A 13,570-nucleotide genomic window follows, 5' to 3' on the forward strand; every position below is an offset into this window, starting at 1 on the left:
CCCCGATGGTTCAAGCCGCCACGCCCTCTCCTCTTGAGCGTCGCAGCCGATTTCCTCCCTACTCTCTTTGCTTCATACGCATCGCCTCGCCGCGCACGGTCCAATTGGCCGGATCGAGTGTACGTCCCTCAGCCACAATCCTTGCGTCGGCGAGGAAATGCACCGTGCCGTACTCCGGATCCTCGACGGTCAACTCGCCGTCGGGACCCGACCGCACCGACAGGCCGGCAAAGGCGCCCGCCCAGGCGTCGAGCGCCGGCAGATTGGCATTCCGGTCACCGAGGCGGACGATCCATGTCGTCCTGCGTCCCGCCGCCCGCAACTCGTTGCCGGCGGTCGGGCCGGCCACGACCTGCGTGAGCGGAACATCCGTCTTCAGCATAACGAAGGCGTCGCCAGATTGCGCGAACGCCCGATCGCCGCCCACTTGCACGGCATCGAAGGCACTTGCGGGGAACCAGGCGTGTGTAAAGTCGGGCTGTTCATCCGAGCAGGAGAAGCTGACTATGGCGAGGTCGCGGTATTGATGAAGTCGGGGCAAAGTGCCTGAGCCGCCCCAATATGATGGTCTGCCATATCCCGACTGCAGCACTTCGCCGGGGTGGTTGATCCAGATCTGCGCATCCGGATTCTTGCCCAGCCGGGCGTGAATGACGGTTTCCTGATAGCCCCATTGGTTCCAGCGGAAGCCAGCGGCGCTGCCCATCGCATGGTCGCGCGTCTTGTAGTGGTAGAGCCGCGCGAAGCGGTCTTGTCCCTGCGCAAAAGTCCATTCCCACGCCGTATCGTCGGTGAGGGAAGCAATTGCAGCCAACCCATCCGGAACGCTCAAATCGTGATCCCGCAGGCAGAGTGCCAGCTGCGGCAGCGCGTGAAAGCGCATGCCGTAATTGCCCTTGCCCCAAAGCATGCGGCAGATGCCGGACAATTCCAGGGAACGCGCGGCGCGCAGCGTGTGCTCGTAGGAGCGGCCCTGCGCCCCGGTGAGGATGCCGCGGTGCGCCGAGCGCGCGACGATTTCAAGCAGGCGTACGATTGCCCTGCCGGCACGTTCGGCGATGTCCTTGTCAGGGGCCAGCGCGTAGAGCGCGCACAGGCCCTTGAGGTCGATCGGGAAATAAGGCGCCGAGTTGAACTCGGCCATCTCCCATGCCTCGAAATGGTCGAGCCAGGCGCGTACACGCGCGGCTCCAACCGCGGACTGTTCGCGGCCAAGGCGGCCCGACCGCACGAACCGCACATCAGGCAACAGGCCCCCAGCAATATAGGCGGCGGTGTGGAAGAGCAGCGCGTGGTTCTCGGAGAAGTACCACTGTACATCATTGCCGGGCTCGTCCATCCAGTAGCGATAGCCGAGGATGGCGTTGTCGACGCGCGCACGCAGGCTCGCTTCCAGCCGATCGCCATAGGCCGTGCGGCACCACAGCAGCGGCACCAGGATGAAGTCGGCGCAATCGTGACAATCCTCGATCGCCGGCAGCGTGCCGGCGATCATGGCGTCGGTCTCGGCGCCCTGCTGTCCGATCGCCAGGCGCGCCAGCGCGCGCACGGTGTCGGCCTCGGCGTGACCGGCGACCTCGCGCAGGGCTTCATCTATACGCGCGGTAAGCGTTTCCGGCGCATCGCCCTGACGGCGCGCGTGGCATATCTCGACGCCGAAGACACGCGATACGGCATGGTCGGCGACCTTCAGCGTCACCTTGAAATGGCGAAAGTCGGCCGGCAGCTGCTCGGTATCGGCGATCGCCAGCCGCGCCTGGCCCGCCGGCAGATCGAAGGCGAAGCGCACCGGCGCCTCGATCGACATGAAATCGCCTTCGATCTCGACCTCGACTTGCGCGTCGCGCGGCAGGGCCACGCCGGTGACGAGCGCCACCTCGCCGCCGTCATAGGCGGGACGCTCGAAATGCATGTCGTCGAGGGCTGCTTCCATCGCATCGGCAACGCCGCTCTCGACTTCGATCGGCAGTGCCACCGAAGCAGCCGGACCGGATAGATAGTCGAGCTGGAAATAGTAGCGGGCGTCGCGCTCGGCGAGATCGTCGAACCACACGCGAATGTCGTTACGGCCGGCCTTCAGCACTATCTTGAAATGCTCGGCACTTTCCAGATTGCGGCCGTAGGGCGCCATCCAGCCGGCTTTCTCGCCATTGGCAAAGAGTAAGGCGCCGCCGCATGTGCGCAGCCGCACCAGCGCCTCGCCAGTCGAGGCCGCCTCAATGGTGGTCTCGGCCCAGGTGCCAAGCACCGTCGGCCGAAACCAGAAGCCCGACAGGTCGATGCGCGGTGAGGCGAAGGGCAGCCAGATGCGCTCGGCGCCGAATTCGGCGCTGACCTGTGGTCGCTTGCCGCGGCGTTCCGCTGCGAACTGCGTGCGGCACGGATATTCATGCGGAATGAAATTCTTGTGCTTGGTCAGGAAGAAGAAGGGATCCATCTCGCCTTGCATAGGCTGGTCGGCCACGTCGTAGCGCTGCCCGGCGATGGACCCGAGCCGCCAATAGACGATAGGCTGCCCCGCCGTGAGCGGCCGGCGCAGCGTAAAATCCGTCCGAACGCCTTGCGCGGCCTCGCTCATCGCAAATCCTTCACGGCAACTGGATCGACATCGGTATAGGCCTGGTTCTCGCCAGTCATGCCCCAGACGAAAGCATAGGGGCCGGTGCCGGCGCCCATATGGATAGACCAGGCGGGCGACAGGACGACGTCGCCGTCAGCGACCATCAGGTGGCGCGTCTCGTCAGGCCGGCCCATCAGATGGACCACACGGTCGGCCTCGGCGAGGTCGAAGTAGCAATAAGCTTCCATGCGCCGCTCATGCAGATGCGGCGGCATGGTGTTCCACACACTGCCCGGCGCGAGGTCGGTGATCCCCATCAACAAGAGGCAGGACGGGGCCACTTCGGGATGGATGTACATACGCAGCGTGCGCCTGTTCGTACGGGCCTCATCGCCGAGCACAAGCGGCTTGGCTTCGCTGCTGACGATAAGCCGATGCGCAATATCGGCGCCGGCTGGCACCGAGTTCATGGAGAAGCGTGCCGGCCTCTCCGGATCGTCGCTCTCCAGCGTCACCTCACGCGCTCCGCGTCCGACATAGACGATGTCGCGGTTAGCGACGTGAAAGCGCCGGCCGTCCACCGCGACCGCGCCATTGCCGCCGAGATTGGCGATACCCATCTCGCGCGCGTCAAAGAAGAGCGGGGTGCCGACTTCGGCCCCGTTGCCGAATGCCAGCGGGTTGGCCAGCGGCACCGCGCCACCGACGATCATGCGGTCGACATGGGTGTAGACGAATTCGATCGCGCCGGGCCGGAACAACCCGTCGACGAGGAACTCGGCCCTCAGCCGGTCCGTGTCCATGCCGGCAATATCGGCCGGCGACACGCCATAGAGCGTCCGCATCATGCCGCCTCCACCTTCGACTGCAGATGCCGCGCCCCTTCGGTCAGGCACAGAATGGCCAGCGCCTGCCCGTAGCCCGTCGGATGGATGGGTATATCGCGATAGAATTGCAGGTCGGCGCCCATGCGTGTGCCATAGGACACGTTCGCAACCACACCTTTGTCATCGATGTTGGCCACCACGGCTTCCAAGGCGCGGAGGCCGGCGGCACGGCACTCTGTCGAGCCGATTCCGAGCCGCGCGGCTTTCATTAAGCCGTAGCCGAAGCCGGCCGTGGCAGAAATCTCCTCGTAAGACGTCGGGTCGTCGAGCAGAGTGTGCCAGGCGCCCGAACTCGCCTGCACTTCGAGCAGGGCGTTGATCTGCGTCTCCAGCACGCCGAGCAGATAGGCCCGAACCGAAGGCGCAACTTCGGCGAACTCCACCAGTTCCAGGATACCGACGGTAATCCAGGCATTGCCTCTCGCCCAAAGCGCGCGGGCGAAATTGTGCCGGCCCGCGAACGTCCAGCCGTGGAACCACAGCCCTGATGCCGGATCGGCAAGATAACGGGCGTGAACCAGGAATTGCCGTTCCGCTTCCTCGACGAAGCGGCGCTGGCCGGCAGCCTGGCCGTAGGATGCGAGGAACAGCGCCACCATGAACAGCGTGTCGTCCCACAATTCGTCGTCGTTGACCCGATCCGAAACATCATGCTGGAAACCGCCTTCGGGCGTTCGCGGGAAGGCGGTGACTACCTGCTCGGCCCATTCGCGCAGCACCGGCTCGAAGCGCGGCTGGCGCCGGCGTCGCCACAATTCGCTTAGCGCCAGCAGAGGCGCGGTGGTGTTGACGTTCATCGCCGGGAGACCGGCAGCGATGCGTCGATCGTACCACGCCTCGATCGTCTGTAGCAGCCGATCGTCGCCGGTCTGCGCCCACAGCCGAACCAGCCCGTAGAGCCCCACGCCTTGCGGCCATTCCCAGCTGTCGAAGCTGACATAGTCGCCCGGCGTGCCGTCGAGATTCGGCTCATGGAACCGCCCGTCATGACGCAAGCCGGTCATGCCCGCCACGAGGCTGGCAAGCGCGGAATTCAGGCGTTCGGCCGATAGCGGCATCACTCCTCCCGTTTCTCCCGCTTCATCAGAACTGTTTCACAGCCATTTTTCTTGCGCAATCTGAAAATTTTTTGCATTAATCGGATGACTTTGCTGGAGATGACGGAGCGGATGAATATCCAGGGCAAGCGCGGCCGCCCCAGCCGCCGCATTCGACTTGAAGAGATCGCGGCGCGTTGCGGCGTGTCGGTCAGCACCGCCTCCCGTGCGCTGAGCGGCGTCGGCGGCGTGAGGGATGAGCTTCGCACCAGGATCATCGAAATAGCGAAGTCGATGAACTACGCCATTCCCGCCTCGGTTGCCGGGCGCAAGGTCATCCTGGCCGCAAGCAGCGTGGCAATGGTGGACAGTGCCCGCAATCAGTTCACCTACCATGTCCTTGATGGACTGAACGAGCGTGCCCGGTTGCTGGGCGTCGAACTGGTGACCCGGCCGGTTTCGGCGCCCGAGGACGAAATCGCGCTGCTGCGTGAATCCGAGCGCGACGACAGCGTCGCCGGTTGCCTGTTTCTGACGCTGGACGATGACGATGTGCTGACGCTGACAGCCGGCTTCGCTAAGCCGATCGTGCTCGTCAACGGCGACGATCCCTCGATGCGCCATTCGAGCGTGACGCCCTGCAATCGCTCTGGCGCCATGCTTGCCGCGCAGCATCTGATCGGCCTTGGCCACCGCCGCATCCTGTTCCTGATGCGGCGTGGCCGGCGCACAATCGAGCGGCGCTATGAAGGTTGGCGCGACGCGCTGATCACGGCCGGCATTGCCGGCTTCGACGACTTCGTGGTCGAGGTGCAGGACTGGCTGCCGGAACTTGCGAACAGAGCCGTGACCGAGCGCATCGCGGCCCGCGGCCTCGATTTCACCGCCGTGCTGACAGCCGGCGACAGCCTGGCGTTTGGTGCCATCGCCGGCCTCCAGGAGGCCGGATATTCGGTGCCTGGCGATGTATCCGTGGTCGGTATGGACGACTTGCCGCTCGCTGCCTTCTGCAACCCGCCGCTGACGGCGATGCACATTCCCATGCGCGAGATCGGATCGGCAGCACTTAGCCTGCTGCTCGACGACATGGCCCATTCGGGGTCGCCGCCGCGCCGCGTCGAGCTTGCCTGCAATCTCGTGGTGCGCCAGTCGACGGCACCAGCCCGGAGCGGCGCCGGCGGTCATCAACTGGCCTCTTGAGCGCGCGACTTGCCGCCAGCAAAGAGCAGCGGCAAACCCTCTTGCGTCTCCAGTTCAAGGACACGTCCAAGCAGGATCATATGGTCGCCAGCCGGGAAACGGTCGGCGACGCTGCATTCGAACCGCGCCAGCGCGCGCGGCAGCAATGGCACGCCGTGCTCGCTCCACGACAGGTCAAGATCGGCAAAGTCCGTGCCCGACTTCGAAAAACGCCAGCACAGATCGATCTGATCTTCCGCCAGCACGTGAATGGCGTAGTGCGCGGAATTAGCGAAGGCTCCGAACCGGCGCGAGTGGCGGCCGATTGACCAGAGCACCAGCGGCGGGTCGAGCGACACGGATGAGAAGCTGTTGGCGGTGATTGCGACCGGACCGTCGGCCGTGCCAGTGGTGACGACCGTTACGCCGGTGGCGAAGCGCCCGAAGGCATTGCGCAAAAGGCGTGGATCGCACACGACATGCTCCATCAGCGGCGCTCCCCCGTTCCCAGTGGTGTCGCCGGGATCCGTTCCGGCACCCGGCCATAGGCGTGCGGGAGCGAGCATGTCTTGAGCTCGGGCAGCACCTTGGTGCCGAAATGGCGCGCCTCGTCGAGATGCGGGTAGCCGGAAAAGATGAAGGCGCGGATCCCCATCTTCATATACGCCTCGATTTCCGACAGAACCTGATCGGTCGAGCCCACCAGCGCCGCGCCGCAGCCAGAGCGCGCTCGCCCGACGCCCGTCCACAGATGCGGCTCGACATAGCCTTCGGCATCAGCGATCTGGCGGTTCCTGGCCTGGTGCGATACGCCGAGCGATCGGGCGTCGAGCGCGCGCTCGCGGATCGCCCTGCCCTGCTCGTCGTCCAGCTTCGAAACCAGCTCCCGGGCATATTCCTTTGCCTCGGCCTCGGTGTCGCGCACGATCATGTGGACGCGCAGGCCGTAGTCGAGCGTCCGCCCATGGCGCTGGGCGCGTTCGTGGACGGCTTTCATGCGGCCGGCAAGTTCCACCCTGGTTTCAGGCCACATCAGGTAGACGTCGCACTGTTCGGCGCAAAGCTCGAGTGCGTCGGGCGAATAACCGCCGAAATAGAGCAGCGGACCGCCATTTTGCTGATAGGGCTTCGCCGGTGCCGTCGAGAGCCCCTTGAAACGATAGACCTCGCCCTCGAAATCGATGCTGTCTCTGGTCCAGGCCTGGCGCAGTATCTGCACCACCTCGCGGGAACGCTGATAGCGGTAGGCGCTGTTGGCCGTCTCGCCCGGAAAGTCCGACGAAATGATGTTTACCGTCAGCCGGCCTTCCAGCATGTGATCCAGCGTCGCAATCGTGCGCGCCAGCATAATTGGCTGCATCTCGCCGCAGCGCACAGCGGCGAGCAGATTGATCTTCGACGTGATCGGCGCACAGCCGGCTACGAAGCTCAGCGTGTCCTGGCCGACCTGATAGGACGACGGACACAAGATGTTGCGGAAACCGAGTTCCTCGGACGTCTTCACGATCTCGGAGCAATGCGCCCAGCTCGAGCGCAGCGCGCCGTCCGGAACGCCGAGATATCGATAGTCGTCCGAGCAGAGTGCGGCGAACCACGAGACTTCGGCAGCTTCGAGATCCGGCGAAGTGATTGGGACGATGCTCATTGCCACTCTTCAGAAAAGACGTCCGGGCCACTCTTCAATGACCTCAGGGGCTTGCGTAGCATTCGTTTTAGTGTAGATCAATACTGTATCAATTTTGGAGCCAAACCCGAAACCGGGATGCGATTGGAAACACCGGATGCATTTGACAAGGGCGGACCCCGGCCACCGATCCAGCCAGATGCGCGGCCCCCTGCCTGTGCACTTGCAGACCAGCGAAATGCTGATCCGCGAAATCGCGGCCGGACGGCTGGCCGACGGGGCGCGGCTGCCGCCCGAGCGCGCGATGGCGGCGAGCCTCGGGATTGCCGTCGGCACGCTCAGGCGGGCGCTGGCAGATTTGACCGAAAAGGGCCTTCTCGACCGCATCCAGGGCTCGGGTAACTATGTGCGGGCGCGCGGCGACTTGCTCGGGATCTATGCTTTCTTTCGCCTGGAGCGTATCGGTGGCGGCGGCCTGCCGAGCGCCGACGTGCTATCCGTCGAGCGACTGCCCAAGCCAGCCGACCTGCCGCAATTCGGCAGCGCCGGCGAAGCCCATCGTATACGCCGGCTGCGGCGGCTCGACGGAGAGCCGGCCGCGGTCGAGGAGATCTGGCTGGACGTCAGCCGCGCCGAGAAGCTCAAGCGCGAGGACCTGTCGGAATCCCTCTATCTCCACTACAGGCTCGCGCTCGGCTTTTCGATCGTTCGCGCCGAAGACCATGTCGCCGTCGCGCCTGTGCCGGACTGGGCCCCGCTCGAGTTCAGGCCACCGCCGGGGACGGTCGTGGGTCTCATAGAACGTATCGCCTGGGCTGGCGACGGCGCCAGCGCGGAATATTCCCGCAGCTGGTTCGATCCGGGCGCGGCGCGGTACGTCACACGTTTCAGATAGGCCGGAGCAAGACGCAGCGTGACCAGATCATCGATCGGCTACGGCATCATCGGCTGCGGCATGATGGGCCGCGAGCATATCCGCAACATCGCTCTGTTGCCCGACGCGCATGTGGCCGCGATCTTCGAGCCGGACCCCGGCATGTTGGTGGCGTCACTGGCGGCGGCGTCGGGCGCGCGATCGGCGGCATCGATCGCCGAGCTGCTGGCGATGGACGAGGTGGACTGCATCTTGATTGCCAGCCCCAACCACCATCACCTCAGTCAGATGGAGGAGATCGCCGCACTTCGACCACTGCCGGTGCTGGTGGAAAAGCCGCTCTTCACCGCGGCCGCCGACGAGGGGCGGATCGCGGCGTTGAAAGCTCGGCTTCCGCTCGTCTGGGTGGCCATGGAATACCGCTATATGCCGCCCGTCGCCGCATTCGTCGAGCAGGCGCGCCACGCCACCGGCGGCATCCACATGCTGACGGTCCGCGAGCACCGCTTCCCGTTTCTGGCCAAAGTCGGCGACTGGAACCGCTTCAACCGCAACACCGGCGGCACGTTCGTCGAGAAATGCTGCCACTTCTTCGACCTGATGCGGCTGATCCTCGAATCCGACCCCGTCCGCGTGATGGCGAGCGCTGGACAGGCCGTAAACCATCTCGACGAACGCTATGACGGTGAGAGGCCGGATATCCTTGACCATGGCTATGTGCTGGTTGATTTCGCGAGCGGCGCGCGCGCCATGCTGGAACTGTGCATGTTTGCCGAGGGCAGCCGCTACCAGGAGGAACTCTGCGCTGTCGGCGGCGACGGAAAGATCGAATGTCTGGTGCCCGGACCAGGCCGTTTCTGGCCGACCCACCTTGGCCCTGCGCCAGTGCCCCAGTTGATCGTCAGCCCGCGCAATCCGCCTGGACCACGACTGCTGGAGATTCCCGTCGACCCCCGGCTGCTCGAGGCAGGCGACCATAACGGTTCGACCTTTTTCGAGCACGCTCGCTTCACCGCTGCGGTGCGCGGACAAGGCAAAGTGGAAGTGACCTTGCGAGACGGCTGGTGGGCTGTCGTCATGGGCCTCGCCGCCGAGAGATCGGCCCGCGAAGGCCGCGCCATCGAACTCGCCGGTGAATTCGCATTGCCGACCTAAGGCCAACCACGCATTCACCAAACCATCGGGTCAGATGCGCCGACCGGTTGCTGCGTCGAACAGATGTGCACATGCGCGGTCGATTTCGATCCGCACCCCTTCGCCTTGCTTGAGCGCAAGCCTTTCTCGGAAGAGGCAGGAGATTTCTTCACCGGAGCAGTCGACCCTGGCGAAGATTTCCGAGCCGGTCGCCTCGAGAAGCGTGATCGTGCCCGGCACGCCCTGCCCGGTTGCCCGGATATGTTCCGGTCGAATGCCGTAGACGAGTTCGCGTCCTGCGGCATCCGCCGGCTGGGCGCCTTCCGGTAACGGCAGGATCAACCCGCCGGCGCTGCGGAACACGCCCTCCTCAATGCGGCCGGCAATGAAGTTCATGGCGGGCGAGCCGATGAAGCCGGCAACGAAGAGATTGGCCGGATGGTCGTAGAGGTCCAGCGGCGCGCCGATCTGCTCGACCAGGCCGTCATGCAGCACGACGATCTTGTCGGCCATGGTCATGGCCTCGATCTGGTCGTGCGTGACATAGATCGTCGTAGTACCCAGCCGCTGGTGCAGGGCCTTGATCTCGCCGCGCATCTGGACGCGCAATTTGGCATCGAGGTTGGAGAGCGGCTCGTCGAACAGGAAGACCTGTGGGTCGCGTACGATCGCGCGACCCATGGCAACGCGCTGACGCTGGCCGCCAGAAAGCTGGCGCGGATAGCGGTCAAGCAACTTTTCCAGGCCAAGAATGCCGGCTGCCTTCCGGACCCGGCCAGCGGTGTCGGCCGGATCGGCTTTCTTGATCTTGAGGGCAAAGCCCATATTGTCGGCAACAGTCATATGCGGATAGAGCGCATAATTCTGGAACACCATGGCGATGTTCCGGTCCCGCGCGCGCAGATTGTTGACCATGCGTTCGCCGATGGCGATCTTTCCGCCGGAGATCGTTTCAAGGCCTGCGATCATGCGCAGCAGCGTCGATTTTCCGCATCCCGACGGACCGACCAGGATGACGAATTCGCCGTCGGCGATGTCAACGGTGACATCGTGAATGATTTTGGTGGCCCCGAAGGCCTTCTGCACGTTGTTGATTGTTACCGATGCCATTGGATCTTTCCTGGAAAAGAGTGATGTCAGGACGCGCCCTCAGCCGCCCTTGACGGCGCCGGCGGTCAGCCCCGCGACGATCTGCCTTTGCGCGAACATGGTCAGGATCAGAACCGGCAGCGTCACCACCAGCGCCGCCGCGGCGAGCGGCCCCCAGCTGACCTGCTCGTAGGACAGCATGTTGTAGACGGCGACCGGGAGTGTGCGCGTCTCACGGCTGGCGAGCACCACACCGAAGACGAAATTATTCCACGAGAAGATAACGGACAGGATGAAGGCGACGACGATGCCCGGCTTGGCGATGGGCAGGGCAACCAGCCGGAAAACCTGCCAGGAGCTGGCGCCGTCGATGTTGGCCGCCTCCTCCAGTTCCATCGGCGTGGTCTCGAAATAGCCGATCATCACCCAGACCACGATCGGCACCGTCACCACCAGATGGATGATGATCTGCGGCCAGAGCGTGCCGAGGATCCCGATCCATTGGAACAGCAGAAACAGCGGGATGAGATAGGATAGTCCGGGCGTCATGCGGGCGATCATGATGACGACCGCCGATCGTTCAGCCTTGAGCCGTGCAATGCCATAACCGGCCGGTACGCCGATCAACAGCGCCAGCAAGGTCGCCGTGCCGGTGACCAGAACCGAATTCCAGAGATACAGCAGGAAATTGTTCTCCTCGAACACTTTCACATAGTTCGACCAGGCGAAACGTTCGGGGATCAGGATCGGCGGATAGGCACCGTTATCGATTTCGAATTTCAGCGACAACGAGATCATCCAGAGGAAGAACAGGATCGCCGGCGAGACGAAAACCAGGGCAGCGAAAAACAGACCGATCTGGTTGAGCAGCCGTGAACTCATCTATTTGCCCTCCGTATCGATCCACTGCGAGCGTTGGCGCAGCATCAGCAGGACAAAAGACAGGGCCACGATGACGATGAAGAACACCACGGCCATGGCCGAACCGTAGCCGATATCGTAGTAGGAGAAGGCGGTGTTGTAGAGATAGATGTTGATGGTCTCCGACGCCGTGCCCGGGCCGCCCTGGGTCATCGCGTAGATGATGTCGAAGCTCTTCAACGCATCGATGGTGCGGATGATGACCGCGATCATCAGGAACGGCGCGATCATCGGCAGAGTGAGATAGCGGAATTGCTGCCAGGCATTGGCGCCGTCGATCTCGGCGCTTTCGAAGGGCTCGCGCGGCACCGAGGCCAGCCCGCCGAGCACGATCAGCATGACCAGCGGCGTCCACTGCCAGGTCTCGACCGCAACCAGCGACGGGATGACCGTGTTGGCGTTGAATATCCATTCCTGAGCCGGGATGCCGACCAGCGACAGCAGGTAGTTGAGCACGCCGAGCTGAGGATGGAACATCATTGTCCAAACCAGTGCCACGGCAACGGGTGTCGCCATCATCGGCATGACGAAGACGCCACGCAGCAAGCCGCGCAGCGGAAACCTGGCGTCGAAAATCAGGGCGGCCAGAGTGCCCAGCAGCATCGGCGCTGCAACCGAGAGGAAGGTGTAGGTCAACGTATGAACAAGGGATTCCCAGAAACGTGGGTCGCTGGCCAGGCGCAAATAGTTTTCCATCCCGGCAAAGCTCCGCGACTGGCCGAGCGTCCAACGGTTGACGCTCATCCACAGGGTGAAAGCCCAGGGGAAGACGATGACGGCGCCGACGACGACGAGTGCGGGGACAACGAAAGGCCAGTAGTTGGGAGCCAGCCGGATGGTCTGGCTCCCGTCGATAACCGGAATCGTCACCCCGGTCTGTTCTGGGGTGGTGGCCGACATCAGCCCTGCTCGCTCCTGTCGAGAACCGGCTGGAACTGCTCGGTGGCCTTCTTCAGCTCCGCGGCGGGATCGGCGCCGGCAATCATGTTGGTCAGCGCCACGCCATAGATGTCGCGGAATTCGGTGACGGGGATGATGACCGGCAGCGCCAGCCGGCTGATATTGCCCGAGCCGACCACGGCATCGAGCCAGCTTGCCGGCATGGTGACGCCTTCGCGCACCTTGGGATCCTCCAGCACGGATTTGCGGAACGGAACACCGGCGCCGGCCTGCAACAGCCGTGCACTCATGGCTGGCGATACCGCCCACTGGCAGAACAGATAGGCAGCTTCCTTCTTCTCGCTGGCGGCGGTAACGCCAATCCCGTCGCCGAAGGTGCCCGAGGCATGCGCCTTGGGACCCTTGGGCATGACGCCATAACCGACCTTACCGACTACCCGCGACTTTTCCGGGTTTTCCATCGGCGGGGCAAAACCCACACCGTCAAACCACATGCCGATCTTTCCCTGCAGGAAGGCAGACTGTGCTTCGGCCCAATTGAACCCCGTGACGCCCGGAGGGGCGGACTTGGTCATCAATCTTTGATAGAGCGCGGCAGCCTCGACCGCCTCGGGAGCCTCGGTGCGCAGCGTGCCCTTGTCATCGAGCGGCGTCATGTCGTAGCCGAGCATCAGCGACGTCCACACCGGCGTGTTTGCGTTCTTGAGCCCGCGGGCGACGAAGCCGTATGTATTGGTCGAGGGGTCGGTCAGCGCTTCGGCGGCGGCCACCAGTTGCTCGAAGGTCTCGGGGTATTTGAGGCCCTTGGCCTCGAACAGCTCCTTGTTCCAGTAGAGGATCCAGTAGTCCACCGAGAAGGGTAGCGAGCGCAGCACGCCCTGGCCGTCCTTGGCAAACAGCATGCCGGCTTCGGCGAAGTCGCTTTCGACCAGCGCCGGATCGGTGAGCGACGGGTCGGCGAGATAGCCGGCGATGTCGGCCAGCCAGCCGCCCTTCTCGAACTGGCGCTTCTGCACGTGGTAGCTCAGATGCACGACATCGAAGCTCGGCTTGCCCGAGCTCAACTCGATCACCGTCTTCTGGCGCTGCTGCTGCTCGGGCGTCGCCTCGGCATTGACCTTGATGCCGGTCAGTTCCTCGAACTCGGCAAGATATTTCAGGATGGTGTCGCTGCGCGGGCTTTTCACCAGATTGACGTCAAGCGTCGTCCCGGCAAAGCGTTTCCAGTCGACGCCTGCGGCAAAGCCGGGGCGAAGCCCCACAAGGCCGGCAGCGGTTAGCGCTGCGGTTCCGGCAAGGAGTTGCCTCCTGGTTGGGTTGAACAGATTGGACGACATTTCTTCCTCCCGGTTGCTGTCGTTGTGG

General features: G+C 63.8%; 12 protein-coding genes. 3 read left to right on the top strand and 9 right to left on the bottom strand.

Annotated features, from left to right (window positions below; translation table 11 throughout):
- Positions 1-58: 58 nt before the first annotated feature.
- The 3 genes from NKH98_RS12645 to bglB are packed head-to-tail and all read right to left on the bottom strand — an operon-like array spanning position 59 to position 4,505.
- Positions 59-2,578 (bottom strand): hypothetical protein, encoded by a 2,520-nt coding sequence (locus NKH98_RS12645; protein WP_352898829.1) that lies wholly within the window; start codon positions 2,576-2,578, stop codon positions 59-61.
- A complete protein-coding gene (gene kduI, locus NKH98_RS12650) occupies positions 2,575-3,408 on the bottom strand; it encodes a 5-dehydro-4-deoxy-D-glucuronate isomerase (RefSeq protein ID WP_352898832.1) in 834 nt (277 codons plus the stop codon). Before kduI ends, NKH98_RS12645 begins: the two co-directional genes overlap by 4 nt.
- Positions 3,405-4,505 carry a beta-galactosidase BglB gene (bglB, locus tag NKH98_RS12655; protein ID WP_352898835.1) on the bottom strand — a complete coding sequence of 367 codons (1,101 nt, stop codon included), beginning with the start codon at positions 4,503-4,505 and terminating at the stop codon, positions 3,405-3,407. Before bglB ends, kduI begins: the two co-directional genes overlap by 4 nt.
- A 111-nt stretch (positions 4,506-4,616) precedes the next feature.
- On the opposite strand from bglB, the gene NKH98_RS12660 reads away from it, so the two are divergent.
- Positions 4,617-5,684, top strand: coding sequence for a LacI family DNA-binding transcriptional regulator (locus NKH98_RS12660; protein ID WP_352807644.1), 1,068 nt, complete (start codon positions 4,617-4,619; stop codon positions 5,682-5,684).
- On the opposite strand, the gene NKH98_RS12665 is transcribed toward NKH98_RS12660, so the two are convergent.
- On the bottom strand, positions 5,669-6,151 hold the full coding sequence (locus NKH98_RS12665; RefSeq protein ID WP_352898838.1) for a flavin reductase family protein: 483 nt from the start codon (positions 6,149-6,151) through the stop codon (positions 5,669-5,671). The two genes, NKH98_RS12660 and NKH98_RS12665, sit on opposite strands and share 16 nt — an antisense overlap.
- A complete protein-coding gene (locus tag NKH98_RS12670) occupies positions 6,151-7,308 on the bottom strand; it encodes an LLM class flavin-dependent oxidoreductase (RefSeq protein WP_352898841.1) in 1,158 nt (385 codons plus the stop codon). Before NKH98_RS12670 ends, NKH98_RS12665 begins: the two co-directional genes overlap by 1 nt.
- A 136-nt stretch (positions 7,309-7,444) precedes the next feature.
- Here NKH98_RS12670 and NKH98_RS12675 point away from each other — a divergent pair, with 136 nt between their 5' ends.
- Both NKH98_RS12675 and NKH98_RS12680 read left to right on the top strand, forming a co-directional pair.
- Positions 7,445-8,182 (top strand): GntR family transcriptional regulator, encoded by a 738-nt coding sequence (locus NKH98_RS12675; protein WP_352898844.1) that lies wholly within the window; start codon positions 7,445-7,447, stop codon positions 8,180-8,182.
- Positions 8,183-8,242: 60 nt separating this feature from the next.
- The gene (locus NKH98_RS12680) at positions 8,243-9,316 is read left to right on the top strand and encodes a Gfo/Idh/MocA family protein (RefSeq protein ID WP_502894249.1); all 1,074 of its coding nucleotides are present in this window, start codon (positions 8,243-8,245) and stop codon (positions 9,314-9,316) included.
- Positions 9,317-9,346: 30 nt separating this feature from the next.
- On the opposite strand, the gene NKH98_RS12685 is transcribed toward NKH98_RS12680, so the two are convergent.
- The 4 genes from NKH98_RS12685 to NKH98_RS12700 are packed head-to-tail and all read right to left on the bottom strand — an operon-like array spanning position 9,347 to position 13,542.
- On the bottom strand, positions 9,347-10,405 hold the full coding sequence (locus NKH98_RS12685) for an ABC transporter ATP-binding protein (protein ID WP_352898850.1): 1,059 nt from the start codon (positions 10,403-10,405) through the stop codon (positions 9,347-9,349).
- Positions 10,406-10,444: 39 nt separating this feature from the next.
- A complete protein-coding gene (locus tag NKH98_RS12690) occupies positions 10,445-11,266 on the bottom strand; it encodes a carbohydrate ABC transporter permease (RefSeq protein ID WP_023674179.1) in 822 nt (273 codons plus the stop codon).
- A complete protein-coding gene (locus NKH98_RS12695) occupies positions 11,267-12,205 on the bottom strand; it encodes a carbohydrate ABC transporter permease (RefSeq protein WP_352898853.1) in 939 nt (312 codons plus the stop codon).
- A complete protein-coding gene (locus NKH98_RS12700; RefSeq protein WP_352898856.1) occupies positions 12,205-13,542 on the bottom strand; it encodes an extracellular solute-binding protein in 1,338 nt (445 codons plus the stop codon). Before NKH98_RS12700 ends, NKH98_RS12695 begins: the two co-directional genes overlap by 1 nt.
- Positions 13,543-13,570 lie beyond the last annotated feature (28 nt).

The organism is Mesorhizobium sp. M0833 (genome assembly GCF_040319905.1).
Taxonomy (GTDB): domain Bacteria; phylum Pseudomonadota; class Alphaproteobacteria; order Rhizobiales; family Rhizobiaceae; genus Mesorhizobium.

Excerpts from the sequence above, each read along its gene's own strand:
- NKH98_RS12700 (WP_352898856.1), bottom strand. The coding sequence starts at position 13,542 with ATGTCGTCCAATCTGTTCAACCCAACCAGGAGGCAACTCCTTGCCGGA.
- kduI (WP_352898832.1), bottom strand. The coding sequence starts at position 3,408 with ATGATGCGGACGCTCTATGGCGTGTCGCCGGCCGATATTGCCGGCATG.
- NKH98_RS12675 (WP_352898844.1), top strand. The coding sequence starts at position 7,445 with ATGCATTTGACAAGGGCGGACCCCGGCCACCGATCCAGCCAGATGCGC.
- bglB (WP_352898835.1), bottom strand. The coding sequence starts at position 4,505 with ATGCCGCTATCGGCCGAACGCCTGAATTCCGCGCTTGCCAGCCTCGTG.
- NKH98_RS12645 (WP_352898829.1), bottom strand. The coding sequence starts at position 2,578 with ATGAGCGAGGCCGCGCAAGGCGTTCGGACGGATTTTACGCTGCGCCGG.
- NKH98_RS12665 (WP_352898838.1), bottom strand. The coding sequence starts at position 6,151 with ATGGAGCATGTCGTGTGCGATCCACGCCTTTTGCGCAATGCCTTCGGG.
- NKH98_RS12690 (WP_023674179.1), bottom strand. The coding sequence starts at position 11,266 with ATGAGTTCACGGCTGCTCAACCAGATCGGTCTGTTTTTCGCTGCCCTG.
- NKH98_RS12660 (WP_352807644.1), top strand. The coding sequence starts at position 4,617 with ATGAATATCCAGGGCAAGCGCGGCCGCCCCAGCCGCCGCATTCGACTT.
- NKH98_RS12670 (WP_352898841.1), bottom strand. The coding sequence starts at position 7,308 with ATGAGCATCGTCCCAATCACTTCGCCGGATCTCGAAGCTGCCGAAGTC.
- NKH98_RS12680 (WP_502894249.1), top strand. The coding sequence starts at position 8,243 with ATGATGGGCCGCGAGCATATCCGCAACATCGCTCTGTTGCCCGACGCG.
- NKH98_RS12685 (WP_352898850.1), bottom strand. The coding sequence starts at position 10,405 with ATGGCATCGGTAACAATCAACAACGTGCAGAAGGCCTTCGGGGCCACC.
- NKH98_RS12695 (WP_352898853.1), bottom strand. The coding sequence starts at position 12,205 with ATGTCGGCCACCACCCCAGAACAGACCGGGGTGACGATTCCGGTTATC.